Genomic DNA, 25,058 nt, shown 5'->3' with positions numbered 1-25,058 from the left:
ACTTACCTCGACTCGGGGAACGTGTCCAACGCCTTCATGGTGTCCAGCACGGCCTCGGCGTCCGGGTCGTGCAGCTCGTGCACCATCCGGCCGTCGAGCAGGAAGATCACTCGGTCGGCGTACGCGGCGGCGTTCGCGTCGTGGGTGACCATCACGATCGTCTGGTGGAAGTCCTCGACCGAGCGGCGCAGGAAGCCGAGGATCTCGTTGCTGGAGCGGGAGTCCAGGTTGCCGGTCGGCTCGTCGGCGAAGATCACGTCCGGCTTGGGCAGCAACGCCCTGGCGCAGGCCACCCGCTGCTGCTGGCCGCCGGACAGCTCGCTCGGCCGGTGGGTCAGCCGGTCGGCCAGGCCCACCGCGTCGACCACGGTCTCGAACCACGCCGGGTCCGGCTTGCGGTTCGCGATCGCCAGCGGCAGCGTGATGTTCTCCTCGGCGGTCAGCGTCGGCAGCAGGTTGAACTGCTGGAAGACGAACCCGACCCGGTTGCGCCGCAGGTCGGCGAGGCCCTTGTCGTTCAGGCCGGTCAGCGGGGTCTCGCCGATCCACACCTCGCCGGCGTCCACTGTGTCCAGTCCGGCCAGGCAGTGCATCAGGGTCGACTTGCCGGAGCCGGAGGGCCCCATGATCGCGGTGAACCGTCCACGTTGGATGTCCACACTGATCTCGTCCAGCGCGGTCACGGTGGCCGCGCCGGTGCCGTAGGCCTTGGTCACGCCGTCCGCGCGCGCCGCGAGGCCGGTGATCGTCTCCTGGGAAACGGTGGTCATCACGACTCCTGGGTAACGGTTTGCCTGGCAGGTCGGGTGTTCTTCGCGCCGCGCCACGGGATCCGGCCCCACGGCTTGGTGACCGACAGCACCGCGGCGAACAACGTGATGCCCGCGATCACCCCGAGCATGCCGAGCAGGCTGGCGCCCTCGCCGCTGGTCAGGTCGCCGGCCTCGGCAAGGTCGGCCGTCTCGCGCATCGTCGCCTCGAGGGTGTAGGAGCCGGCGACCAGCAACGCGCAGCCGATCGCGAGCTTGACCGTCACCCAGTAGTACCTGAACAGGCCCCACTTGGTACCAAGGCCGAGCACCAGCCCGCTGAGCAGCATCAACAGCGTGGCCGGCAGGAAGAACGTGTCCGCGATCAGCACGGCCGCGTCGTGCGCGGTACGCACCGTGGCGGGATCCTCGGCGCCGAGGCCGATGGCGGTCAGCCCGAGGACACACACCTCGATACCCAGCCAGCCGACCGCGCTCACGATGTGCGTGATCTGCCAGACCTTGCGGGGGACGCCGTGCAGCGGCTTGATCATGCTCGTTCCCGTTCCGTTCCGCATCACCGTTCAACCCCCCAGGGTGGTGGCCCCCACTGACGAACACCTCGACGCAGGACCGCGGCGTGCACGAAGAAGCTGCCCCACAGCAGCAGCATCGGCCCGGCCGGCCAGAAGAACGGCACCCCGGAGGCGACCCAGCGCACGATCAGCATCACCGACAGCACCGCGGCGATCGTCGCGTGCACCCGCAGCCGCTTCGGCTGGCCGGCGAAGCGCCTGGCGGGGGTCGCCGAGGCCACCGGCTCGGCCGGCAGGTCGGCCACGAACGCCGCCAGCTCGTGGCGGTAGGTGGTGGCGTAGATCAGGTTCATGCGCTCGTCAGCCTCGGCGAGGGTCAGTCGGCCCTCGCCGGCGGCGTCGCTCACCAGTCTGGCGACCCGCTCCCGCTCGGCGTCCGAAGCGCGGAGGGACATATCCGACCGCTTCCGCTCGCTTGGCTCGTTCATGACTACCAATCTCCTCCCCAGCAGCGATTTCGTCGTCGCACCCGCGACTGAACCCGGCCTACCCTGACCGGCGACGACCGACCGCCGCGCCTGCTCCCGGGGGCGTACGTGAACCCCGTCGGGGTCGGGTCCTGATCGAGCCAGGAGGTCAGGTCCCGGCCGGCTGCTCTACCTTCGTGGCATGCAGACAGCGGCGCCGGAGCGCGGCCCGCGGGGGCCTGCCCTCTACGGGTTGCCGCCGTTCGCCATGGCCATCCCGATCGCGTTTCTCCAGTACGCGGGCTCGTTTCCGCTCGCGGCCGTGCAGGAGGAGCTGCACCTGCTCAACCTCGGCTCGACCGCCTTGCTGCTCGCCGGGCCCGCGGTGTTGCTGTGGCGCAGGCGCTGGCCGCTGCTCACGTTGCTCGGCACGGTCCTGATCACGCTGTGTTACCTGCTGCTCCACTATCCGCTCGGTCCGGTGTTCGTCTCGCCGATCGTGGCCGCGTTCAACGCGGTGCTGCTCGGGCCGCGGCTGGTGGCGTGGCTGTCCTCGGCGGCCGCGTTCGCGACGTTGCTGGTCACGGCCCACCTGACCAGTGACCACTACAACGCCGACCTCGGCGGGATCGGCTTCGGCGTCGCCTGGAGCACGCTGATCCTCGGCCTGGCCGAGATCGTCAAGTCGCGCCGGGAGCGGGCCGCGCAGACCAAGCGCACGCTGGAGGAACAGGGACTGCGCCGGGCGAGCGAGGAACGGCTCAAGATCGCCCGCGAGGTGCACGACGTGCTGGCCCACCACGTGTCGCTGATCAACGTGCAGTCCGGGGTGGCGCTGCACCTGATCGACGAGCAGCCAGAACAGGTCCGCCAGGCACTGTCGGCGATCAAGCAGTCCAGCAAGGAGGTGCTGGTCGAGCTGCGCACCATCCTGGGCGTGCTGCGCGATGTCGACGGCTCGGCGCCCCGCCAGCCGGTGGCCAGCCTCGACCAGCTCGACCGGCTGCTCGAGCGGATGCGGGAGGCCGGCCTGCCGGTGGCCCTCGAGCGGACCGGCACGCCCCGCACGCTGCCGAGCGGGGTGGACGCGGCCGCGCTGCGGATCGTGCAGGAGTCGCTGACCAACACCTACCGGCACGCCGGCCCGACCCAGGCGACCGTGCGCCTGGGCTACCAGCAGGGCGAGCTGTCGATCGAGATCCGCGACCACGGCCGGGGCGACGTCGCCGGCTTCGTCGAGGGCAGCGGCAGCGGTTTGACGGGGATGCGCCAACGCGCCGAGGCGTTGGGCGGCACACTGTCGGCAGGGCCTCGGCCCGGTGGCGGGTTCCTGGTCGCCGCGACCCTGCCGACCGGGCCGACCGACGCGACCGAAACCGAGGACAGGGCATGATCCGAGTTGTGCTGGCCGATGACCAGGCACTGGTACGAGCCGGGTTCCGGGCGCTGTTGAACGCCCAACCCGACGTCGAGGTGGTCGCCGAGGCCGCCGACGGCAACGAGGCGGTCGCCGCCGCCTACGAGCACCGGCCCGACGTGATGCTGATGGACATCCGCATGCCCGGCCTCGACGGTCTCGAGGCGACCAGGAAGATCTCCGCCGACACCTCGCTGGCCGAGGTGCACATCCTCATCCTCACCACCTTCGAGGAGGACGAGTACGTCTTCGAGGCCATCCGCGTCGGCGCGAGCGGCTTCCTGGTGAAGGACACCGAGCCGGTCGAGCTGGTGCGCGCGGTGCGCGTGGTGGCCGGCGGCGACGCGCTGCTCTCCCCGGGGGTGACCCGCCGGCTGATCGGCGAGTTCGCCACCCGGGCGAAGAAGGCCCCCGAGTCGACCACCCTGGACGTGCTCACCGAGCGTGAGCGTGAGGTGGTGGCGTTGGTCGGCGAGGGCCTGACCAACGACGAGATCGCGGTGCGTCTGGTGGTCAGCCCGGCGACGGCCAAGACCCACGTCAGCCGAGCCATGATCAAGCTCGCGGCCCGCGACCGGGCGCAGCTGGTGGTGCTCGCCTACGAGTCCGGGCTGGTCCGGCCCGGTTGGGCCGAGTAGCTCCTACGCTCGCCGGAGTAGTCGCGAAGCCTCCCCTGGCCTGAGGCGTTTGTCAGCAGGCGATGCCAGGCTGGCCACACGTCCGTGTGTGTCTGTCAAGGGAAGGATCGCGATGAGCGCAACCCAAGAAACCCGTCGTCGGGAACTGGGGATTCTGACGGGTTCGTTGTTCGTCGTGCTGTGGCTGGCCGGAATGGTCGTGCAGGACATGTCCGGCGCCGACTCCCCACGGCCGACCGACGACATGGCGACGGTCGCGGGTCATCTGCGCGACGGTGCGTCCCACATGGAGCGCAGCGGCGGGCTGCAGATCCTGGCCGCGGTGGCGTTGCTGTGGTTCGCCGCCGTGCTGGCCGGAAACCTGCGCCGCAGCACCAACCCCGCCGCCAAGCCGGAGCTGGCCCTGGTCGGTGGCATCGCCGCCGCGGTGACCCTGATGGTGAGCGCCACCTCGTCGATCGCGTTCGCCGGCACCGACCTGGTCGACGAGGACGCGTTCGCGCAGCTGTCCTACCAGCTGACCTTCTGGCTCGGCGGCCCGATCCACGTCGCCGGTCTCGGCCTGCTGATCGTGGCGGCCGCGTCGGGTCTGACGCTGCCGAAGTGGCTGAACATCGCCGGCCTGGTGATCGGCACCATCGGGCTGCTCTCGTCCCTGTCGCCGATCGTGTACCCGCTGGTGGCGTTCACCCCGATCGGCCGGTTCCTCGGCTTCCTCTGGCTGCTCACGGCCACCGTGATGGTGGCGCTGCGCAGGGAGCCGGCCGCCAAGTCCACTGTGGAGGAATCGGCGCGGGTGTAGGCACCACAACAAGAACGCCGACCGTGCGGTCGTCCCTCCGCACGGTCGGCCTTTTTTTGTGCTCAGTTACCGAGTCCCGCGCGCCTTGCCTGCACCGCTGCCTCGGTCCGGTCGGCGATCTGCAGCTTGGCGAAGATCCGCGACAGGTAGTTGCGCACCGTCTTGATGGACAGTCCGAGCCGGCGCGCGATGGAGGCGTTGCCCAGCCCGTCGGCCACCAGCTCGAGCACCGCCAGCTCCCGGTCGGTCAGCTCGGGGAACGGCTTGGCCGACTCCCTTGGCTTGTTCAGGTAGTCCAGCGCCCAGTTCGCCACCGCCGCGCCGAACACCACCCCGCCGCGGCGCACGGTGCCGATCGCCTGCCCGATGTCCTCTGAGGACGCGCCCTTGACCAGATAACCCCGGGCCCCGGCGCGCATCGCGGCGAGGAAGGTGTCCCGGTCCTCCAGCATCGACAGCATGATCACCGACGTCTCCGGGCAGCGCGAGGCCAGCGTCTTGGTCACCTCGATGCCGTTGGTGCCCGGCAGGTTCACGTCCATCAGCACCAGGTGCGGGCGCAGCCGGTAGATCTCGGCCAGCGCCTCCGGTCCGGTGCGCGCCTCGCCGACGACCTCGACCACGCTGATCAGGTCGAGCAGCATCCGCAGCCCAGACAGGTAGACCGGGTGGTCGTCGGCGATGACGACGCGGATCGAGGACACGCTCTGCTCAGTCTGTGTTGTCACGGTAGGACTCCTCAGCTGGCGACGGTGCTGGCAGGTGCGCGCTGACCGTGACGCCGATGCCGTCGTCGGTCACCTCGCACCAGCCGCCGAGTTCGGCCGCCCGGCTGCCCATCGACGTCAGGCCGACGCCGGGACGGCCGAGACCGGCCCCGCCGACACCGTCGTCGCTGATCTCCACGCGCAGGCCGTGCTCGACCCACACCCGGATCACGCAGGCGTCGGCCTTGGCGTGCTTGACCACGTTGGTGAGCGCCTCCTTGGTGATCCAGAACGCCGCCACCTGCGCCGCCCGGTCCACCAGCAGGGCCGCCGGCGCCACGTCCGTGGTCACCAGCAACGTGTTGCCGCTGGCCCGGCTCATCCGCCTGCCCAGCGTGCGCAGCGCGTCGTCCAGGCCGGTGCCGTCGAGCTCGACGGGGCTCTGGTCGGCGAGCATGCGGCGGAACTCCGCCATGAACGAGGCCGCCTCGCGGCGCAGCTCGTGCAGCATCTCCTCGGCCGCGCCCTGGTTGGCGGTCAGGAGCTGGGTGAGCACGTCGGCGCGCATCATGATCCCGGCGAGTCCGGGACCGAGGCCGTCGTGCAGGTTGCGCCGTAGCCGCACCATCTCCTGGTAGTGCTCGCAGTCACCGGTCCGGCAGTCGGTCGGCAGGGCGGCCAGCGCCTTCCTGGCGTGACGTTGTTTCCGGTCTTCCACGGTGAGCGCGCGGGGCACGATGACCTCCGAGGACTTGGCTGACCACTCGATGTTGTGCCGAGTGCCTGGAAGTCACCTCGAAGCGGGAGCAGGGCGAATTCAAGTGCCCCGTCAACGCCGGATCAGCCGGCCGTGCGGCTGACCTCGGCCGACTCAGCCGACCGAGGTCAGCCGACCGACGGCCGGCAGCGCAGTACCACCGGCCCGTGCGCGCTCATCGCGACGTCGAGTGCCAGCGGTCTGCCGGCGGTGGTCGCGGCGTCGCGGGACATGCCGGCCAGCTGCCGGACCGTGGTGCGGCCGAGGGCGTAGCGGTAGCGCAGGCTGGCCGGCAGGGTCACGGTGTGCGTGCCGCCGTGCGCCATCACGTGCGCGGTCGGCTTCCAGGCGAGGCGTTCGCGGATCGGCCCGCCGCCGGGGGGCACCTCGAAGATGTCGGCCGGCGAGGACATCTCGGTCAGCCCCCACCGCCCGTCGACGCGCACCGACCGGCGCCGGTCGTGGTGCACGTGCACCACCGCCGACGCGGCGGTCGGCACGAACCGTTGCAGCAGCAGGACACAGTTGCCGAGCACGGTGGTCAGCCCGCAGCGCCGGGCGGCGGTCACCGCCTCCACCAACGCCTCCGGCATCGTGTCGCGGTGCATGTTGTACAGCGCGAGGTCGCCCGCGGTGCCGGAGCGGACCGGCTCGGGGCTGGTGATGCCCAACGTCAGCGTGGCCGACTCCGGCTCTGGCTGGTCGAGCATGCCGAGCGCGGCGGTGAGCAGCCGGTCGACCACGTCGGCGATCTCGACCTCCGGCTCGACCACGAGCACCACGGCCGGGCGGATCGGCAGCTGGTCGAGCAGGCTCGCGGTGACGCCGATCTCGGCGCCGACCATGGCGTGCCGTCTGGACATCCAGCGCCGCAGTCGCGACACGCGAACGCCGAGGCGCAGCGACGACCCGCCGCCGCTTAACACCGAGACGTCCGAGTCGTGCTCGGCGATCTGACCGTAGGGCCGCTCGTCGGGGGCCCGAACCTCGGACTGCACAGCCGTTCCCCTTTTCGCCAGCCGACCCACAGTGGCCGCTGTGGCAACAAAATAGGTAGCCATAAACGAGGGCCGCTCAACGCCCGGTGGAATCCCCTACCGGTCCTCGAGGCGGCCGTCGGTGAGCTGTAGCCGCCGGCTGATCCCGATGTCGGCCAGGAACCGCTCGTCGTGGCTGACGACCACGAACGCGCCGCGGTAGGCGCCAAGCGCCGAGGTCAGCTGATCGACGCTGGTCAGGTCGAGGTTGTTGGTCGGCTCGTCGAGCAGCAGGAGCTGGGGTGCCGGCTCGGCGCGCAGCACGCACAGCAGCGTGGCCCGCAGGCGTTCGCCGCCCGACAGCGTGCCGACCGGCAGCCGGGCGCGCCGCTCGTCGAGCAGGAACCGGGCCAGCAGGTGCATCGTCTCGGTGACCGGCAGCCGGGGGGCGGACGCGCGCAGGTTGGCCCGCGTGTCCAGGTCGGGGTCGAGCAGGTCCAGGCGCTGGGACAGGTAGGCGACCCGGCCGGGTGCCCGGCTGGTCTGGCCGGTGGTCCCGAGTTGGCCGGCGATGACCCGCAGCAGGGTCGACTTGCCGGTGCCGTTGGCGCCGGTGAGCGCGATCCGTTCCGGGCCGCGGATGGTCAGGTCGACGCCGTCGCCGGCGAACAGGGTCCTGACCTGGATCCGTTCGCCGTGGAAGACCGTGCGGCCGGCCGGAACCTCGGTGTTGGGCAGGGTCAGCGAGATCGTCGCGTCCGCGCGGGCGGCCCGGTCCGCCTCGTCCACCCTGGCTTGGGCCGACTCGACCCGCTTGGCGTGCACGTCCTGGGCCCGGCCCGCGGACTCCTGGGCGCGGCGGGCCAGGCCGCCCTTGACGATGCGCGGGATGTCGGTGTTGGTCCTGGCGCCGGTGCTGGCCCGTTTGGCGGCCCGCTCGCGGGCCTGTTGTTGTTCGCGGCGCTCCCGTTTCAGCTCCTGTTCGGCGGTGCGCAGGTTCTTCGTGGCGACCTCGCGCTGGGCCCGCTTCGCCGCCTGGTACTCGGTGAAGTTCCCGCCGAACAGCCGCAGCCGCCCGTCGGCCAGCTCGGCGATCCGGTCCATCCGGTCCAGCAGCTCCCGGTCGTGGCTGACCAGCAGCAGGCAGCCCGACCAGTCGCCGAGCACGTCGGCCAGCCGGTGGCGCGCGGCGCGGTCGAGGTTGTTGGTCGGCTCGTCGAGCAGCAGCACGTCGGGCCGGCGCAGCAGTTGGGCGGCCAGGCCGAGGGAGACGACCTGGCCGCCGCTGAGCGTGCCGAGGGTGCGGTCGAGGGCGACCTCGCCGAGGCCGAGGCGGGCCAGCTCGGCCCGCGCCCGCTCCTCGACGTCCCAGTCGGTGCCGACGGTGGCGAAGTGCTCGTCGGCCACGTCGCCGGACTCGATGGCCGCGAGCGCGGCGACTACCTCGGCGATGCCCAACACCTCGGCCACCGTCGGCTCGCCGGTCAGCGGCAGCGTCTGGGGCAGGTGGCCGAGCACGCCGTCGACGAGGACCGTGCCCGCGCTCGGCGCGTACTCGCCGGCGACCAGGGCCAGCAGCGTTGACTTGCCGGCGCCGTTGGGGGCGACCAACCCGGTCCGGCCGGCGCCGACGGTGAAGGTCAGGTCGGTGAACACCGGGGTGCCGTCCGACCAGGAGAAGGACAGACCGGTGCAGGTGATGCCAGACATGGCTGAGCGTTCCCAACGCGAGAGGGACAGGCCGTGGAAAGGCGTGCTCAGCGCATCGGAACCAGAAACCCCCAGTCAGCGAACAACGGTCACCCACACCCTACCCGCGCCGCGCCCGTCGGCGAACGCGATGAAGGACGCCGGGGGCGCCTTCATCGCGTTCGGGCGGCGGCCGGGGTCAGCCGGGGGAGTGTTGGCCGGTGGTTTTGCGCCACCAGGAGCTGCCGAGCATGCCGGACAGGCCGACCAGGCGGATCAGCGCCGGGACCTGGTGGCGGGGTTCTGGCTCGTCGCTTTCCAGCTCCTCCACCAGGTCGGCGTCGACCAGCTCATCCAGCACGGCGTGCACGGCCGCGGTGCTCAGGCTGACCCGCTCGGCGATCTCACTGGCGGTCAGCAGCTCGCCGTCGGCTGCGGCCAGGCGGCGGAAGACCCAGCGCTGCCTGGCGGTGAGCGTCTGGTAGGCCTCGGCCAGCTGGCCGAAGACGTCGAAACCGGCGTAGCTGAGCTCGGACAGCCGGTTGCGCTCGTCGGCCATCCTGGCCACCATCCGCGACAGGTGCCAGCCCGGCCGCCCGGCCAGCTTCGCGCCCACCGCGCGCAGCGCCAGCGGCAGCCGGTCGGTCAGCTCGGCCAGCCGCTCGGCCGCGTCCAGCTCCCGGCTCACCCGCTGCTCGCCGACGGTGTTGGCCAGCATGCGCACCGACTCGGCCACCGACAGCACCGGCAACCGCAGCCGCAGCGCACCGGCCAGCGCGTCCACCGGCACCCGGCTGAGCACCACCAGCGCGCAGCCAGAGCCGCTGGGCACCAGGTGGCGCAGGGTGTCGGTCGACGCCGCCCGGTCGAGCACCACCAGCAGCCGCCGGTCGGCGGTCCAGCTGCGGAACATCAGCGCGGCCTCGGCCACGTTGTGCGGCACGTCCGCCTCGTCCGCGCCGATCGCCTTCAGCATGGCGACCAGCACCTGCCTGGTCGGCATCGGCCGCCCGTCGCCGCCGGTCAGGTCGACGTAGAGCTGCCCGTCGGGGAAGTGGGCGCGTACCGTCCGGCCGGCCTTGGCCAGGAACGCGCTCTTGCCGATGCCCGGCCGGCCGACGATGTTGACCACCCGAAGACCGTGCAGGTCCGGCCCGGTCAGCGCCTGGGTGAAGGTGTCCAGCTCGGCCTGTCGGCCGACGAAGTCCGCGACCTCGGCCGGCAGCTGGGCCGGTGCCGGGCGGGCGGGGTGCGCCGGGTGGCGGGGGTGTGCGGTGGCCCGGCCGTCGGCGCCGATCGGCGCGGTCGGGTCGCCAGGCAGGTCGAGCTCCGGGTCGGCCTCCAGCATCAGCTGGTGCAGCCGGCGCAGCTCGGCGGCGGGGTCGAGGCCGAGCTCGTCCACCAGCGCGGTGCGGATCCGTTGGTAGACCCCGAGCGCGTCCGCGCGCCGGCCGCTGCGGTACAGCGCGATCATCAGCTTCGCGGAGAAGTCCTCGCGGGTCGGCTCGGCGTTCACCAGGCTGGTCAGCTCGCCGATGATCTCCTGGTGCCGGCCGAGCTGCAGGTCGGCCTCGATGCGCAGCGCGAGCACCGTGCGGCGCAGCTCCTCGAGCCGGGTGGCGTGCGAGTACAGCAGTGGCCCGGTCGCGACTCCCTCGAGGAACCCGCCGCGCCACAGGGACAACGCGCCGCGGAAGGCCTCCGCCGCGGCCTCCACCCGCACGCCGAGCAGCTCCTGGCGGCCGCGCCTGGCCAGTTGCTCGAACTGGTTCGCGTCGATGGTCTCCAGGTCGGGGAGCTGGAGCACGTAGCCGCCGGGGTGGCTCAGCAGCGCCGGGCTGGCCCCGCCGGTGACCCGGTAGGCGGCCGGCTTGTCATCGAGCTTGAGCAGCTTGCGCAGCTGGTAGATGTAGGTCTGCACGGTGGTCAGCGCGCTCTGCGGCGGGCATTCCTCCCACAGTTCCTCCACCAGCTGGTCCACCCTGGTCACCGAGTTGGCCTGCACGGCGAGCAGGGAGAGCACCTGCCGCAGCTTGGGTGCCGACGGCGTGACCACCCGCTCGCCGCGCATGAGTAACAGCGGACCGAGCAGCCCCAGCGTGATCGAGTCGTGGTCTCTGACCGCCGGCTGGTTCGCTACGATGCGGGTCGTCTCGGAGACCGGTGGTCCGGTGAGCTGAAGTGCTGTGGTGGCCTCTGCTCCAGAGTGACGATTCTGCATGGAAACTCCCAGACTGCGCTGTTCCGCCCGACGAACCAGACACGCGTCATGGTGACATCGACAGCACCGGGAATCGGGCACTGTCAGCGATCTTCGACCACCCCTCGACTAGACCGCTACGAGTCCCGCCACGTTGTCACACTTTCATGTGTCCTCAAAGGACCGACAATGGGGGTGAATGAATAGCGCCGGCCTGGAAAAGTCCAGCCTTTTCGTGCATTTCTCGAGCGACCGTCGAGTTCTCGTTTCCAGACTCACCGCATGAGTGAACAGTCCAACGGGGAACGCGAAGCCACGGTGAGCGGCCCGCCGACGCGGGAGGGACAGCGGCAGGGCGGCGCCGAACGCTCCGCCGAGGACCACCTCATCCGCGGATACAACTGATGACCGCTCGGCGCCGCCTGTGCGGGCACTGCCTGCTCGCCACGCTGGCGGGCGTGGCGTGGCCGATGTGGGGCAGCCGGCCAGAGGGCTGGCCACGGAAAGTTCTGTGCCGGTCCTGCACTACCCGGCAGCGCGACTGAGCACCGCGCTGCCGGGATGGGGCCCGGTGCGGTGTCGCGCGGTCAACGACGCCCGCGCCGCGCCGCACCGGATCCCCCATCATCCGGCGAGCACCCGTTCGTCCCAGTCGATCCGGTGGTCGAAGATCCAGTTCTGCCCGCCGCCCGGCGCCATGGCCATGAGCCGGAAGAACAGTGGCAGCAGCGCCCGGCCGACCGGGCCGAGCGCCTTGCCGTCGCCGTTGCGCTTTCCCCTGGCCACCACCCGTTCCACCCGCCCGCGGCGCAACCGCTCGTAGGCGGCGAACGCGGCCGGCACGTCCGGCAGGTCGCGCAGGCACCTGGCGAGGGTCACCGCGTCCTCGAACGCCATCGACGCGCCCTGGCCGGAGGAGGGCGCGGTGGCGTGCGCCGCGTCCCCGACGATGATCAGGCGATCGCGGTGCCAGGTGGGCACTGTCGGGAAGTCGTAGCTGTTCCAGCCGGTGAACAGGTGCGCGGCCCCGTCGACGAGTCGCCCGGCGATGGGGACGTCCTCGGCGAACAGGTCCCGTAACCGCGCCCGCCACTGGTCGGCGGTGATCGCGCCGACCTCCCGCGCGGAGAGCTCCGTCGGCTGCGGCGGGTTCGCGAACCACCACACGGTGCCGTCCGGGGCCAGTTGATGGCCGAGGAAGCACCGCTTGCCGAAGACCATGTTCAGCACGCCGGGCGCGGTGCCCGGGCGCACGCCGGTGGCGTAGCCGCCGACGTTCATCAGCGGGATGTACCTCGGCGCGGGCGCCTGGCCGTCGATGGCCCGGCGGGTGACCGAGTGCAGTCCGTCGGCGCCGATCAACAGGTCGCCGGTGGCGGTGGTGCCGTCGGCGAACCTGGCCAGCACGCCGTCGGCGGTGGACTCCGCGGCGACCAGCCTGCGGCCGTACTCGATCGGCACGCCCCGGCGCAGCGCCTCGTCGCGCAGCGCGCCGTAGATGGCCGCCCTGGTCATCGTCTGGTTGCCGGTGCCGTCGGGCAGTGGGGCGCCGAAGGAGAACTCCGCGATCCGCCGGCCGCCGCCCGTCCAGGCGACCATTGCCGGCGTGTCGAAACCCTTGTCGCGCAACAGGTCGGTCAACCCGAGCGGCGCCAGCGCGGCCAGCCCGTTGACCGCGACGGTGAGGAACGCGCCGACGCCGTCGGCGGTCCGGTCGTAGGCCTCGTAGACCGTCGAGTCGATCCCCACCTGTTTGAGGGCGATCGCCGTTGTGGATCCGGCGATGCCGCCGCCGATGATCAGTGCCCGCATACCAACCTCCCTATGGTTATAGAATGACTATACATAAAATGACCTGCGTGACCAGGGGTGGTTAGGGTGAGGTCGTGCCGAGGAGTTCCGATCGACGTTCCCCGCTGGCCTTGGTGCTGCTCGCGCTGCTGGCCGAGGAACCGATGCACCCGTACCGGATGCAGCAGCTGATCAAGACGCGGGGCAAGGACCGGATCGCCAACGTCGCCCAGCGCAACAGCGTCTACCAGACGATCGACCGCCTGCTGCGGGCCGAGCTGATCGCGGTGCATGAAACCGAGCGCGCCGAGCGCCGCCCGGAGCGCACGGTCTACGAGCTGACCGACGACGGCCTGGCCGCCCTGCGCGAGTGGACCGGCGCGATGCTGTCCGATCCACGCAGGGAGTTCGGCGAGTTCCCGGCCGCACTGGCCTCGATGATGCTGCTCGACCCGGCCGAGGCGTTGGCCAGGCTGACCGTCCGGCTCGACGCGCTGCGCGCCGAGGTGGCCGAGCTGCGCGCGGAACTGGTGGCCGTCCCCGACCTCCCCCGGCTGTTCCTGCTGGACGACGAGTATCGGATCGCCCTGCGCACGGCGGAGCTGTCCTGGGTCACCGAGATCGTCGACGCCCTGCGCACCGGCACCCTGACCTGGTCGCGCGAATGGATCCGCGAGGTCGCCGAGGCTGTCGAGGGTGGCGAGGGCGGCGACTGACCCGGATGGCAGCCGGGGGCTGTTACCCAGCGTGACTGATGTCGCTGGGGTGAGTGGCTCGAATGGTGGCCCCGCTGGGGTCACTGCACTAAGTTCAGATCACATCACAGGGGCGTAACTGCGAGGGGGAACCAGACACCATGAGGTGCGCGGTCGTGTTGACTCTGCGAGCGTGGGCACTCCGCCGGGGTCACAGATGGTGACTGTCTCACCACCCGAAACGGGCATCTCTCAGTCGCGTAAGGGCGTGTGGGGGATCCCGGGCACGGCCGTGCGCCGGGCCCGCCGGTCCGCCGCGAGCACGCCGGGGCGACTGTTCGTGGTCGGCGTCGGGCTGGTCGTGCTCTCGTTGCTCACCGGCCTGGTCGGCGCGATCGCCCTGCAGCAGAAGCAGGACACGATCGACAACCTGATCGAGCACCGGGAGCCGGTGGCCGCGGCCTCCCAGCAGATCTACCGCTCGCTGTCGGACGCGGACGCGACCGCGGCAAGCGCGTTCCTCGCCGGCGGCAACCCCCCGGAGGCCCTGCGCGAACGCTACGAGCTGGACATCGCACAGGCCGGCGCGAACCTGGCCAAGGCGGCCGCCGACGTCGCCGGGGTGCCCGAGGCACAGGCCCAGGTCGACCAGCTGTCCCAGCAACTGCCCGTCTACACCGGACTGGTCGAGACCGCGCGGGCCTACAACCGCCAGGGTTTCCCGGCCGGCGCGGCGTACCTGCGCGAGGCGTCCGGGCTGATGCGCGCCAAGCTGCTGCCGGCCGCCCAGGAGCTGTACTCGATCGACTTCCGCCGGCTGGCCGACGAACAGGCCCAGGCGCGGTCGTTCCCGTGGATCACCGCGGCGCTGGTGCTCGCGCTGCTGGCCGCGCTGGTCGCGACCCAGCTGTACCTGACCAGGCGGACCAACCGGCTGCTCAACGTCGGGCTGTTGGCGGCCACCATCGCGGTACTGGTCGGGCTGGTCTGGGGCACGGTGGCGTTGGTGGTCGAGGCGGTCAGCGTGGCCGACGGACACGACTCCGGCACCGAACAGGTGGAGTTGGCGGTGCAGGCGCGGATCGTGGCGCTGAAGATGCGCGCCAACGAGACCCTGACGCTGGTGGCCCGCGGCGACGGCGGCGGCTACGAGGAGGAGTGGAAGGGCCTTGCCGGCGAGCTGTCCGGCGACGGGCGGGAGAATCTGCTGGTACGCGCCGAGGAACTGGCGGCCGACGACCAGACCAGGGCGGTGCTCGAACAGGCGAGACGCGACGTCGCCGACTGGCTGGAACTGCACGGTCAGGTGCGCGAGCTGGATGACGCCGGCTCCTACCAGGAGGCCGTCACGCTCGCGATCGGCGGCGACGAGGAAGGCGCGGCGGCCAAGTTCAGCAACCTGGACGGGAACCTGCTCAAGGCGATCAACAACGGCCGCACCCAGTTCGTCGAGGAGACCGGGGCGGCCAGCAGCGCGTTGACCGGCCTGGTGCCGGGGGCCGCGGTGCTGGCACTGGTGGCCGCGACCGGGGTGACAATGGGGATCAGGGACCGACTGCGGGAGTACCGGTGAGGGTGGCTCGTTCGAGCAGGGTGGCGTTGCTGTTGGCATCGCTGGTGTTCGCCGTGACCGCGTGCGCGGGCGCCGGCCGGCCGGTCGACCTGGCCACCGTCGAGTCCGCGGAGCGACCGCAACCCGTTGGCGCGGAAGAGAACCCGGCGCCGCCGTCGACCTCGGACGCGCCCGCGCCGGACTGCGACCCGACCGAGAGCCTGCGCCCGCTCGACCCGATGCCCGCGCCCGGCCAGATGCCGGACCGCTCGACCATGAAGGAGATCCAGGACGCCGGCAAGCTGATCGCCGGCGTGGACCAGAACACCTTCCTGTTCGGCTTCCGGGACCCGACGACCAACGCGTTGGAGGGCTTCGACATCGACCGCGTCCGCGAGATCGCCAAGGCGATCTTCAACGACCCGAACAAGGTCCAGTTCAAGGTGGTCACCTCGGCCGGGCGGGTGGACGCGCTGAAGAACAAGGACGTGCACATCGTGGTGCGCACCTTCACCGCGACCTGCCAGCGGTGGCAGGAGATCAACTTCTCGGCGATCTACTACCTGGCTGGCCAGCGCCTGCTGGTCGACCAGGCCTCCGAGGTGACCACCCTGGCCGAGCTCGGCGACCAGAAGGTCTGTGCCGCCAAGGGATCCACCTCGATCAAGACGATCGCCGAGCACGAGGCCGGGCCGATCCCGGTGCAGGTGGAGAACTGGACGGACTGCCTGATCATGTTGCAGCAGGGGCAGGTCGCCGCGGTGTCGACGGATGACACGATTCTGGCCGGGATGGTGGCGCAGGACCCGAACGTGAAGATGGTCGGCGAGCGCTTCACCAAGGAGCCGTACGGGATCGGGATTCCCAAAGAGGACGAGGACATGGTGCGGTTCGTCAACGGGGTGATCGAGCAGTCGATCGACAGCGGCGACTGGGTGGACAGTTACAACACCTGGCTCGGCGGCACGGGCGGCCCGCGACCGGTCGCACCGACTCCGAAGTACCGGGAATGATGGCGATGGTGAACTGCCCGAGGCCGGGATGCGCCGGTGACGTGGTGGACGGCAACTGCACGCTGTGCGGGGTGGCCGTGCCGGGGGCCGATTCGGTCGAACAGCTGCGGTGGCAGGCCGCCGAGCAGGCCCAGCGGTCGCGTGCGGCGGGTGCGGGGCCGGAGGACGGGTGGTTCCGGGCCCCGAACGAGCTGGCGGCCGGTGAGGCCGGGCCGGTTCAGGTGAGCGCTCGCCAGTCGGGCCCGGCCGGTCAGGAACCGGGTGAGCAGGCCCGCCAGCCAGGCCCGGGACGTCCTGGGTCTGGCGGTGCACATGCGGCGGCCGAGCCGAGCCAGCCGCAGCCGGGGCAGTGGGCTCCAGGCCAGCCACAGCCCGGCAACGCGCAACCGAGCCAGTCCCAGCCGGCTGCCGGTCGCCCGCAGCCGAGCCGTTCGCAACCGGGCCAGCCGCAACCGAACCAGTCGCAACCGGGTCAGCCGCCTGCCGATCAGGCCCAGTCCGGTCGTGCGCAACCGGGTCAGTTCCAGCCGAGCCAGTCTCAGCCGGGGCAGCCGCCGGCTGGCCAGCCGCAGTCCGGTCGTGCTCAAGCGGGTCAGCCGCAGTCTGGCCAGTCCCAGCTGAGCCAGTCGCCACCGAGTCGTTCGCAACCGAGCCCGGGACAGCACCCGAACCAGCCACCGCCGAGTCGGTCTTCGACAGGCCAGCCGCCGGCTGGCCAGGCCCAGTCCGGTCGTACGCAGTCGGGCCAGTCGCAACCGAACCAGGCCCAGGCCGGCCAGGGGCAGCCGAGTCGTTCGCAGTCAACTCAGTCGCAGTCGAGCCAGTCCCAGGCGGGCTACGCGCCGCCCGCGCCGTCCCAGCCCGCGCAGCACCCGCGCCCCACCACCCAGTCCCGAACCGGCTGGACATCTCCCGGCCAACCGCAACCCAGCCGGCCGGCCTCCGGCCAGCCCTCCAGCCAACAACACGCCACCCAGTACGTCCCACCCCGCGCGACTCCCCAGCCACCGGCTGCCCCCGGCTGGAACCAGGGCACCCCCATGCCCAACGTCGCCCCCCGCCAGGCCGGCACCCGCCCCCCGGCGGCCCTGTCCGACACCGACCCACAACCCACCAGCGTCCTCGCCGAGGCCCCGGTCACCCTCAGCATCGAGTCCCCGGCCGCCCCCCACCGCGAGCCGACACCCAGCCAGGACAGCCCGCACGGCACCGGCTCCCAGTCCTCCCCGACCACCAGCGGCCGCCGGACCTCCTCCCGCACCTCCGGCCGCGGCCGCCTCGGTGCCGGCCTGGTCGAGGTGCCCGTGGTGCCGGTCAAGGACCCGGCCTCGGCCGTGCTCACCGACCCCGCGGTCAGCGAGAACAAGCGCTTCTGCAGCAACTGCGCAGCCGAGGTCGGCCGCGCCCGCGACGGCAAGCCCGGCGTCACCGAAGGTGAGTGCCCCTCCTGCGGCAACCCGTTCAACTTCCGCCCGCGCCTGTTCCACGGCGACCTGGTCGCCGGGCAGTACGAGGTGCTCGGCTGCCTGGCCTACGGCGGCCTCGGCTGGATCTACCTCGCCAAGGACCACAACGTCAGCGACCGCTGGGTCGTGCTCAAGGGCATGATCGACACCGGCGACGCCACCTCGATGGCCTCCGCGGTCGCCGAGCGGCGCTTCCTCGCCGAGGTCGAGCACCCGAACGTGGTGCGCATCTACAACTTCGTCGAACACCCCGACCCGAAGACCGGCAACCAGGTCGGCTACATCGTGATGGAGTACGTCGGCGGGCAGTCCCTGCGCCAGCTCGCCCTCGAACACCACCGCGAGACCGGCCGCGCCCAGCCGCTGCCGATCGGGCAGGTCATCGCCTACGGGCTGGAGATCCTGCCGGCCATCGGGTACCTGCACAGCGTCAACATGCTCTACTGCGACCTCAAGCCGGACAACGTGATCCAGGCGGGCGAGCAGCTCAAGCTGATCGACCTCGGCGCGGTCCGCCAGACCGACGACTACGAGAGCCCGCTGTTCTTCACCCTCGGCTACTCCGCGCCGGAACTGGCCACCGAGGGCGCGTCGGTCGCCTCCGACATCTACACCGTCGGCCGCACGCTGGCCGTGCTGTCCATCGAGTTCTCCGGCTACACCACCCGGCACAAGTTCACGCTGCCCGGTCCGGACGAGGAGCCGCTGTTCGCCCTGTTCGGCTCCTACCAGCGGGTGCTGCGGCGGGCGACGCACGAGAACCCGTTGCTGCGTTTCACCTCCGCCGAGGAGATGGCCGACCAGCTGACCGGCGTGCTGCGCGAGGTCATGGCGCTGGGCACCGGCCGGCCCCGGCCGGGCACGTCCACGGTGTTCGCCCTGGAGACGCGGACCTTCGGCTCGGGCATGGTCGTCAGCGAGGGCGGCTCGCTGCCATCGCCGGACCCGATGGAGGTCGCGTCGATCCTGCCGCTGCCGATGGTGGACACCGGCGACCACGCGGCGAGCACGCTGGCGAGCATCACCGCCGCCGAGCCCGCCGAGATGCTGGCCGCGCTCTCCTCCGCGCCGCAGGACTCGATCGAGGTCCGGCTGCGCCTGGTCAGGGCGCGGCTGGAGCTGGGCGACCTGCGCGCGGCCCAGGGCGAGCTGGAGGCCGCCCGCCGGCTGGCGAACGACCCGGCCGACTGGCGCCCCGACTGGTACCAGGGCCTGATCCACCTGGCGCTGCGCCAGCCGAACGAGGCGAGCGCGGCGTTCGACCGGGTGTACGACGCGGTGCCCGGCGAGGTCCCGCCCAAGCTCGCGCTCGCGGTCGGCGCCGAGTACGCCGGCAACTACTTCGCCGCCGCCCGGTACTACGAGCTGGTCTGGCGCACCGACCGGCAGTGGGTGAGCGCGGCGTTCGGCCTGGCCAGGGTGTACCTGGCGCAGGGCGCGCGGACCAGCGCGATCGAGGTGCTCGAGGCGGTGCCGGACACCTCGAGCCACTACGTGGCGGCGCAGGTGGCCGCCATCAAGATCAAGATCCGGCCGAACGAGGTGACCGCGGTCGCCGAGCACGACCTGCACGACGCCGGCCGGCGCCTGGAACGGTTGTCGCTGGACGCCGAGCGGCGCGCCGAGCTGTCGGCCGAGGTGCTCGAGGCGGCCTACCACTGGGTGCGCGCCGGCCGGCACGGCGCGGCCCCGCCGGGCACCGCGGGCCCCACGATCCTCGGCTGTCACCTGGCCGAACGCGAGCTGCGCTTCGGCCTCGAACGCTGGTACCGGGCGCTGGCCCGGCTGGCGAGCAACCCGGAACGCCGCCACACCCTGGTCGACCGGGCGAACGCCATCCGCCCCCGCACGCTGACCTAGTGCCCAGGGGCGATACCTGGGACACACGTGCGGACGGGATCCAAAGGAGTAGCCCCGTGTCGGAGTTCAGCAGTCTCCGTGAGGTCATGTCGGCCGAGCAGGCCGAGGGGGATCTGTTCGACTGGCGGGTGGTGGAGGCCGAGCTCGGCACGGGCCTTCCCGCCGACTACAAGGAGTTCATGTCGGTCTACGGCACGGGCTCCGTCGGGACGGAAGGGCTGACGGTCCTGCCCCCGACGGCACCGGAGGGCTACCCCTACCGCGCGGACGAGATGGCCGACGAGTCGGTGAACCTCCGCGATATGTGGAACGACCGGTGGGACGAGGACCTCGTCATCCCGGGACTGGATGCCCCGGAACAGCTCCTGGCCTGGGGGGTGGGCCACAGCGAGCCTGACCTGTATGGCTGGATCATGACCTCCGCCGAGCCGGACGAGTGGCCGGTCGTGGTGTGGCGACGGGACGAGGACCCGGACTTCGTCCACTTCGACATGGGCATGGTCGAGTTCCTCCGTCGGCTGACGACCGGGGACCTGCCCGAGAATCCCGCGAGCAACGATTTCGTCTGGGGCATGCGGAAGCCGTACCTCGGCTGGCGAGCGAAGCTCGCCTGAGGGGACGGTTCAGCGACCTCGTCCGCGGGCTGCACCGTTGGTCTCGGCGGGGTAGGGACCCGCGTCCGGCCGGTCGACGACGTCGCGGGTCAGGCCCGGGTCTCGGGACCGGCCAGTAGCTGGTGGACGCGCTCCTGGCCGATGGACAGCAGCAGCGTGGGCAGTCGTGGGCCGGTGTCCGAGGAGCACAGCAGCCGGTAGAGCGCGGCGAAGAACGCCCGCTGGGCCTTCTTCAGCTCCGGGGTGGGCGGGGTGTCCAGCGGCAGGCCGCGCAGCAGCTTGGGCACGCCGTACACCAGCGTGGTCAACCCGTCCAGCGTCCAGGCGTCGTCGACCTGCTCGTCGAGCCTGTGCACGCCCTCGCGGGTCTGCTCGTCGAGGCCCTGCCACACCTGGTCGTTGAACGACGTGCGGATCGTGGTCCGCTCCTCGGGCGGCAGCAGCCTGGTCGCGAAGTTGATCGCGCAGGTCAGCCGCGGCTCCAGCTCCTTGACCAGCGTGTCGTGCGCCGGCAGGTCGGGCAGGTGCTGGCGGACCAGGCGGTCGATCTGCTCGGTGTTGGCCTGGGTGATGTCCGCGGCCGAGGACAGCAGCCGGAACGACACCGGGCGACGGCTGTGGTCGACCACGCCGGCCGACGTGCGCAGGCACACCTCCCGCAGATGCGCCTCGGCCGGGGAGGCGTCGGCCGCCTCCGCACGCTCACCGAACTGGTCCCACTCGTCGTAGAGCCGCTGCACCGCGCGCGGCGACAGGTCGATGGTGAACGACTGGGACGGCGCGCGCCGCACGTACAGCCAGCGCAGCATCGCGGGCTCCAGCACGTCCAGCGCGGTCGCCGGGATCGCCGCGCCGCCGGTCGAGCTGGACATCTTGCTCGACCCGCCGGCCAGGCCGACGAACGTGTAGGGGAAGGAGTAGGGCGCGACTCCGCCGAAGATCTCCCTGATCACCACGCTGCCGGAGGCGATGCTGCTGGTCGGCGCGTGGTGGTCCTCACCGGCGGGCTCGAAGTCCACCTGCTCGTGGACCCAGCGCATCGGCCAGTCGACCTTCCACACCAGCTTGCCGGAGATGGTCGCGCCGTCGGCCAGGGTCATCTCGCCCGCGTGGCCGCACCGGCACCGGTAGGTCACCACCGAGGCCTGGTAGTCGGTGACGGTGGTGAAGTCCTTGCCGCAGGTCTGGCAGTACGGCTTGAACGGGTAGTAGGCGGCCCGGCGCTCCTCGACGGACTTCTCCTGGCGGCCCTCGGTCTGGAAGCCGGCGAGGATGTCGAAGATCTCGCCGCGGCGGTCCATGGCGTGGCGGATCGCGGGGTTGTAGGTGCCTTCCGGATACCGCGTGGACTGGCGGATCTCGCTCATCCGCACGCCCATCCTGGTGAGCGCGTCGGTGAACTCGGCGATGAAGTGCGCCGCGTAGGACTCGCGCTCGCCGTAGGGGTCGGGCACCGCCGCCAGCGGCTTGCCGACGTGCTCGGCCAGCCCCTGGTCGAGGCCGGCCGGCACCTTGCGGAACCGGTCGTAGTCGTCCCAGGAGTGCAGGTGCACCGCGTCCAGGCCGCGGGCCCGCAGCTCCTCGGCGACGAAGTGCACGGTCATCACCTCGCGCAGGTTGCCGAGGTGGATCGGGCCGGACGGCGACACCCCGGACTCGCACACGATCGTGCCGGCGCCCGACTTCTCGGCGTGCTCGATCGCCGTGTCCGCCGCCCGCTGGACCCAGCTCAGTTCCCCCTCGGCCACGAGGTTCCTCCGCACCCTGCACTCAGCGCCACACCTGCTGTAGCGCGTGCGCCAGCCTACTGCTGGTCCGGGCGCAGCTCGATGACGGTGATGTCCGGTGGGGCGCCGACCCGCACCGGCGGGCCCCAGAACCCCGCGCCCCTGGTCACGTACAACCACGTGTCATCCACTTTGGACAGCCCGGAGACCGCGGGCTGCTGCAGCCGGACGAAGTGCTGGAACGGGTACATCTGGCCACCGTGAGTGTGGCCGGACAGCTGCAACCCGACCCCGTGCTCGGCCGCCTCGTCGACCATCACCGGCTGGTGGGCCATCAGCACCACCGGCCGCGCGGTGTCCCGCCCGCCCAGCGCGCGCTCGAAGTCCGGCGCGTCCCCGTTGCGCTCACCGGTCACGTCGGTCACCCCGGCGAGGTCGAAGGACGCCGACCCGCGCCGGATCGCGGTGCGCTCGTTGCGCAGGGTGTGCACGCCCAACCGGTCCAGCTCGCGGACCCACGCGTCGGCGTCGGCGAAGTACTCGTGGTTGCCGGTGACGAAGAAGCTGCCCTCGCGGGGCGCCAGGTCGGCCAGCGGCTCGACCGCGTGGCGCAGCTCGTCTGGCAGGCCGTCGGCCAGGTCGCCGACGATGGCCACCAGGTCCGGCTCGGTCTCGTTGATCATCCGGGTGATGCGCTCGGTGTGCCCCCGGCCGAGCAGCGCGCTCAGGTGGATGTCGCTGACCACCGCGATCCGGAAGTCGGCAAGGCTCGGGTCCAGCCCGGGCAGCCGCACCGGGACCCGCAGCAGGTCGGGTGGGCCCAACGCGTTCGCCATGCCGGTGCCGACCAGGCCCGCGGTCGCCGCGCCGGCCACCACCGCGGTGCCGCGCGCGAGGAACAGCCGCCTGCTCTGGTTGACCTGCGGGGTGGGCTCCGGCTCCGGCGCCGGCTGGCTGACCGGCGGCGCCTCGCCGGTGGTCGCGGTCGCCTCCAGCGGCGTCCGGCGCAGCCAGCCGCGCAGCGCGAGCCGGGGCAGCTCCAGCACCAGCGTGGTCATGAACAGGTAGACCACGATCGCGAACCAGACATATCCGGGCCAGCTGAACCACTGCGCCACGTCCGGGGCAACCACCCGGCCAAGCGTCAGCGTGGCGATCATCAGCAGGGCGAGCACCACGAGCGCGACGGTGGCGACCCGGCGCGCCCGCCCCGGTCTGCTGACGTCCTTGACCAGACGTTTCCACACGTACCAGTGCACCAGCGCCATGAGCACGCTGAGCATCAAGCCAAACACCACGGCCGGCCTCTCACGGGTTGATGTCGTAGCGGCGCTGCCGCAGCAGGCTTGGATCCTCGGCGATGGCGCGCAGATCCTCGGCACGGCCGTGCTCGACGAAGTGGGCGATGTCGACGGTCACGAACAGGGCTCGTGCCCGCAGTGCGACCGGACCGTCCGGCGCGTTGAGCCGGCCGTCGGCGCTGGCGTAGACCTTGCGCCCGGCGATCCCGTCGAGCTTGCCGACGATGTGCAGGGTGGAGCCGACGGGGACCGGGCGCAGGAAGTCGGTCTCCAGGCGGCCGGTCACCGCGGGTTGGCGCAGCTGCTCGCCGACGGTCACGCCGAGCGCCTCGTCGAACGCGCAGGCAAGCAGGCCGCCGTGGGCGAGGCCGGGCGCGCCCTGGTGGGCCTCGGTGACGGTGAACTGGGCGCGGATGGTCATGTGCTCGTCCGCCACGGTGCGCAGGTGCAGCCCGTGCTCGACATCGTCGCCACAGCCGAAGCAGTGTGCGTAGTGCGGGCCGAGCTTGGTGCCCGGCTCGGGGGCGTCGGGATGTCGTTGGGCTGGCTCGACCTCGACCGGAGGCCATGGCGGGGGTACGCGACTCACCTCATCAGCGTAGTCACCGCGCTGTCTTGTTCAGTTGAGTCATCGATGTGACCAGTTGTGCACGAAGCGCTGGCTTCGGTGGTCCGCGCACGTCAGGATGACCAGGCTTGACACGGATCCGGGGTGGGAGGCGGCGCATGGTGCGCGAACGGGTGGACAGCTTCACCGAGGCGAAGGAGCGGTACCACGAACACCGGCCACAGGCCGTGGCCTATGTCTCACCCGACATCCGGGCGGGCGCGGCGCCGACGCACAGCGCGGCCGGTACCGGCATGGACGGCATCGCGGTCGACGTGGACGCCCTCGTCCGCGCCGAGCGAGAGCTCGCCGACCTGCACGACGACCTGTTCGCCCAGCTCCGTGAGGCCGGCACGCTCACCGGCCCGCTCGGCGACGGCGCGGGCCCGGTCGCCACCCACCTGCGGCAGGCCTTCCTCGACCGCGCCGACCTCGACGGTGGCGTCCAGGCCGTGCTGGTCGACTACCTGGAGGAGCTGGTCACCGTGCGCTCGGCCATCCTCGCGACCCTCGGCGCCTACCAGGGCGTGGACAACGACCTCGCGGCCCGGCTCAACCGCCACCTCGCCCAGCTGGCCGGGGAGGCGGACCGGTGAACGACTGGCTCTCCAGCGCGGACAACCACGCCTCCCGCGACTACGACCGCGACCGCCGCCGGGAGACCTGGCACGAGGCGCACCCGCGGTCCGAGCGGGCCCAGCGACGCGCCGACAAACGTGGCCGCGAGCGTGCCCGCAACCGCTCGGCCCGCCGGTTCGGCAAGATCAACTGGGATGCCTACCAGCACGAACAGCTCTACGACATGATCATGCGCGCCAACCCGGTGACGATGTACGCCCGTGCGGGCCAGTGGCAGGCGCTCGCCGGGCGGATCGAGGGCACCACCGGCCGCGTCCAGCAGGTCGTCGAACGGCTGATGACCTCGTGGCAGGGCCAGGCCGCGGTCGACGCCGCCGCCGCGAACACCCGGCTCATGCACTGGGCCGGCACCGCGTCGCACACCGCGGGCCGGATCGCCGAGGGCCTGGCCAACTACACCGAGGCGGTCGAGACCGCCCGCCGCCGGATGCCCGACCCGGCGTTCGCCTCCGCCGAGCGCAACTTCCGCGACGGCTACACCGTCACCCTGACCGGCGGCCCGAGCGACGCGGTCTTCCTGCGCGAACTGCTCACCGACGGCCTGGTCAGCCACGAGCGCGCCCGGGCCCGCAAGGCCGAGGCGGTCGCGGTGATGGAGAGCTACGAGGCGCACTCCCGCCAGGTGCACGACCAGATCCCGCACTTCACCGACGCGCACACCGGCATCGAGCCCGGCGAGTCCTGGACCCCCGGCCCCGACGCTCCCTACGCGGCTCCGCCGCCATCGGACCAGCCGCCGGCGGACCACCCGCCGGCGAGCCCACCGCCGCCGGCGGACACGCCCGTGCCGGCCGCCACTGTCCCCGGCACGACCGCCGCCGCCGGGTTCGCCGACCCGAACCTGCCAGCCGGCC

Annotated in this window: 25 protein-coding genes; 12 read left to right on the top strand and 13 right to left on the bottom strand. The window is 71.7% G+C overall.

Annotated elements, in window-relative coordinates:
- Positions 1-2: 2 nt before the first annotated feature.
- Genes ACYVIP_RS05290 through ACYVIP_RS05280 form a run of 3 tightly spaced genes read right to left on the bottom strand, consistent with a single transcriptional unit; the run spans position 3 to position 1,773 of the window.
- Complete coding sequence (locus ACYVIP_RS05290; RefSeq protein ID WP_460392591.1) at positions 3-770, bottom strand: ABC transporter ATP-binding protein; 768 nt, start codon at positions 768-770, stop codon at positions 3-5.
- On the bottom strand, positions 770-1,303 hold the full coding sequence (locus ACYVIP_RS05285) for a hypothetical protein (RefSeq protein WP_460392589.1): 534 nt from the start codon (positions 1,301-1,303) through the stop codon (positions 770-772). The genes ACYVIP_RS05290 and ACYVIP_RS05285 overlap by 1 nt, the downstream gene beginning before the upstream one ends.
- Before the next feature lie 23 nt (positions 1,304-1,326).
- Positions 1,327-1,773: a DUF1707 SHOCT-like domain-containing protein gene (locus ACYVIP_RS05280; protein ID WP_460392587.1), complete on the bottom strand. Its 447-nt coding sequence runs from the start codon at positions 1,771-1,773 to the stop codon at positions 1,327-1,329.
- Between the two features lie 181 nt (positions 1,774-1,954).
- Between ACYVIP_RS05280 and ACYVIP_RS05275 the strand changes: the two genes are divergently transcribed.
- From ACYVIP_RS05275 to ACYVIP_RS05265, 3 genes are all read left to right on the top strand, one after another.
- Complete coding sequence (locus ACYVIP_RS05275; protein WP_460392584.1) at positions 1,955-3,145, top strand: histidine kinase; 1,191 nt, start codon at positions 1,955-1,957, stop codon at positions 3,143-3,145.
- Positions 3,142-3,807, top strand: coding sequence for a response regulator transcription factor (locus tag ACYVIP_RS05270; RefSeq protein WP_460392582.1), 666 nt, complete (start codon positions 3,142-3,144; stop codon positions 3,805-3,807). Before ACYVIP_RS05275 ends, ACYVIP_RS05270 begins: the two co-directional genes overlap by 4 nt.
- A gap of 112 nt (positions 3,808-3,919) precedes the next feature.
- Positions 3,920-4,609, top strand: coding sequence for a hypothetical protein (locus ACYVIP_RS05265; protein ID WP_460392580.1), 690 nt, complete (start codon positions 3,920-3,922; stop codon positions 4,607-4,609).
- A 62-nt stretch (positions 4,610-4,671) separates the two neighbouring features.
- Here ACYVIP_RS05265 and ACYVIP_RS05260 read toward each other — a convergent pair whose 3' ends face one another.
- The 5 genes from ACYVIP_RS05260 to ACYVIP_RS05240 all read right to left on the bottom strand — a co-directional run bounded on the left by ACYVIP_RS05260 (position 4,672) and on the right by ACYVIP_RS05240 (position 10,960).
- Positions 4,672-5,337 carry a response regulator gene (locus ACYVIP_RS05260; RefSeq protein WP_460392578.1) on the bottom strand — a complete coding sequence of 222 codons (666 nt, stop codon included), beginning with the start codon at positions 5,335-5,337 and terminating at the stop codon, positions 4,672-4,674.
- Positions 5,321-6,052 carry a sensor histidine kinase gene (locus ACYVIP_RS05255; protein ID WP_460392576.1) on the bottom strand — a complete coding sequence of 244 codons (732 nt, stop codon included), beginning with the start codon at positions 6,050-6,052 and terminating at the stop codon, positions 5,321-5,323. Before ACYVIP_RS05255 ends, ACYVIP_RS05260 begins: the two co-directional genes overlap by 17 nt.
- 149 nt (positions 6,053-6,201) lie before the next feature.
- Entirely contained in the window at positions 6,202-7,071 is an 870-nt protein-coding gene (locus ACYVIP_RS05250) for a hypothetical protein (RefSeq protein WP_460392574.1), read from the bottom strand.
- 96 nt (positions 7,072-7,167) lie between these two features.
- Positions 7,168-8,760, bottom strand: coding sequence for an ABC-F family ATP-binding cassette domain-containing protein (locus ACYVIP_RS05245; RefSeq protein ID WP_460392572.1), 1,593 nt, complete (start codon positions 8,758-8,760; stop codon positions 7,168-7,170).
- Positions 8,761-8,938: 178 nt separating this feature from the next.
- Positions 8,939-10,960: an AfsR/SARP family transcriptional regulator gene (locus ACYVIP_RS05240; protein ID WP_460392570.1), complete on the bottom strand. Its 2,022-nt coding sequence runs from the start codon at positions 10,958-10,960 to the stop codon at positions 8,939-8,941.
- A 261-nt stretch (positions 10,961-11,221) separates the two neighbouring features.
- On the opposite strand from ACYVIP_RS05240, the gene ACYVIP_RS05235 reads away from it, so the two are divergent.
- Together ACYVIP_RS05235 and ACYVIP_RS05230 are read left to right on the top strand one after the other, a co-directional pair.
- Positions 11,222-11,344: a hypothetical protein gene (locus tag ACYVIP_RS05235; RefSeq protein ID WP_460392568.1), complete on the top strand. Its 123-nt coding sequence runs from the start codon at positions 11,222-11,224 to the stop codon at positions 11,342-11,344.
- A complete protein-coding gene (locus tag ACYVIP_RS05230; RefSeq protein ID WP_460392566.1) occupies positions 11,344-11,484 on the top strand; it encodes a hypothetical protein in 141 nt (46 codons plus the stop codon). Before ACYVIP_RS05235 ends, ACYVIP_RS05230 begins: the two co-directional genes overlap by 1 nt.
- 79 nt (positions 11,485-11,563) lie before the next feature.
- On the opposite strand, the gene ACYVIP_RS05225 is transcribed toward ACYVIP_RS05230, so the two are convergent.
- The gene (locus tag ACYVIP_RS05225; RefSeq protein ID WP_460392564.1) at positions 11,564-12,751 is read right to left on the bottom strand and encodes an FAD-dependent oxidoreductase; all 1,188 of its coding nucleotides are present in this window, start codon (positions 12,749-12,751) and stop codon (positions 11,564-11,566) included.
- A 74-nt stretch (positions 12,752-12,825) separates the two neighbouring features.
- Here ACYVIP_RS05225 and ACYVIP_RS05220 point away from each other — a divergent pair, with 74 nt between their 5' ends.
- From ACYVIP_RS05220 to ACYVIP_RS05210, 3 genes are all read left to right on the top strand, one after another.
- Complete coding sequence (locus ACYVIP_RS05220) at positions 12,826-13,446, top strand: PadR family transcriptional regulator (protein ID WP_460392562.1); 621 nt, start codon at positions 12,826-12,828, stop codon at positions 13,444-13,446.
- Positions 13,447-13,642: 196 nt separating this feature from the next.
- The gene (locus ACYVIP_RS05215) at positions 13,643-14,998 is read left to right on the top strand and encodes a hypothetical protein (RefSeq protein ID WP_460392560.1); all 1,356 of its coding nucleotides are present in this window, start codon (positions 13,643-13,645) and stop codon (positions 14,996-14,998) included.
- On the top strand, positions 14,995-15,990 hold the full coding sequence (locus ACYVIP_RS05210) for a glutamate ABC transporter substrate-binding protein (RefSeq protein WP_460392558.1): 996 nt from the start codon (positions 14,995-14,997) through the stop codon (positions 15,988-15,990). The genes ACYVIP_RS05215 and ACYVIP_RS05210 overlap by 4 nt, the downstream gene beginning before the upstream one ends.
- Here ACYVIP_RS05210 and ACYVIP_RS05205 read toward each other — a convergent pair.
- Complete coding sequence (locus ACYVIP_RS05205) at positions 15,921-16,577, bottom strand: hypothetical protein (protein WP_460392556.1); 657 nt, start codon at positions 16,575-16,577, stop codon at positions 15,921-15,923. The genes ACYVIP_RS05210 and ACYVIP_RS05205 overlap by 70 nt on opposite strands.
- 453 nt (positions 16,578-17,030) lie before the next feature.
- On the opposite strand from ACYVIP_RS05205, the gene ACYVIP_RS05200 reads away from it, so the two are divergent.
- Together ACYVIP_RS05200 and ACYVIP_RS05195 are read left to right on the top strand one after the other, a co-directional pair.
- Positions 17,031-19,316, top strand: coding sequence for a serine/threonine-protein kinase (locus ACYVIP_RS05200; protein WP_460392554.1), 2,286 nt, complete (start codon positions 17,031-17,033; stop codon positions 19,314-19,316).
- 56 nt (positions 19,317-19,372) lie between these two features.
- Positions 19,373-19,930: an SMI1/KNR4 family protein gene (locus ACYVIP_RS05195; protein WP_460392552.1), complete on the top strand. Its 558-nt coding sequence runs from the start codon at positions 19,373-19,375 to the stop codon at positions 19,928-19,930.
- A gap of 89 nt (positions 19,931-20,019) precedes the next feature.
- On the opposite strand, the gene lysS is transcribed toward ACYVIP_RS05195, so the two are convergent.
- The 3 genes from lysS to ACYVIP_RS05180 are packed head-to-tail and all read right to left on the bottom strand — an operon-like array spanning position 20,020 to position 23,547.
- Positions 20,020-21,678, bottom strand: coding sequence for a lysine--tRNA ligase (gene lysS / locus ACYVIP_RS05190; protein WP_460392550.1), 1,659 nt, complete (start codon positions 21,676-21,678; stop codon positions 20,020-20,022).
- A gap of 56 nt (positions 21,679-21,734) precedes the next feature.
- A complete protein-coding gene (locus ACYVIP_RS05185) occupies positions 21,735-22,940 on the bottom strand; it encodes a metallophosphoesterase (protein WP_460392548.1) in 1,206 nt (401 codons plus the stop codon).
- Between the two features lie 25 nt (positions 22,941-22,965).
- Positions 22,966-23,547: a PaaI family thioesterase gene (locus ACYVIP_RS05180; RefSeq protein ID WP_460392546.1), complete on the bottom strand. Its 582-nt coding sequence runs from the start codon at positions 23,545-23,547 to the stop codon at positions 22,966-22,968.
- Positions 23,548-23,684: 137 nt separating this feature from the next.
- Here ACYVIP_RS05180 and ACYVIP_RS05175 point away from each other — a divergent pair, with 137 nt between their 5' ends.
- On the top strand, positions 23,685-24,161 hold the full coding sequence (locus tag ACYVIP_RS05175) for a hypothetical protein (RefSeq protein ID WP_460392544.1): 477 nt from the start codon (positions 23,685-23,687) through the stop codon (positions 24,159-24,161).
- Positions 24,158-25,058, top strand: a 901-nt coding sequence (locus tag ACYVIP_RS05170; protein WP_460392542.1) for a PPE domain-containing protein, incomplete at its 3' end; no start/stop codon positions are given. The genes ACYVIP_RS05175 and ACYVIP_RS05170, both read left to right, overlap by 4 nt.

This window comes from Actinophytocola sediminis (genome assembly GCF_054779715.1).
Note: the sequence above shows the minus strand (reverse complement) of the source record. Positions and strands in the feature narration are given on the sequence as shown.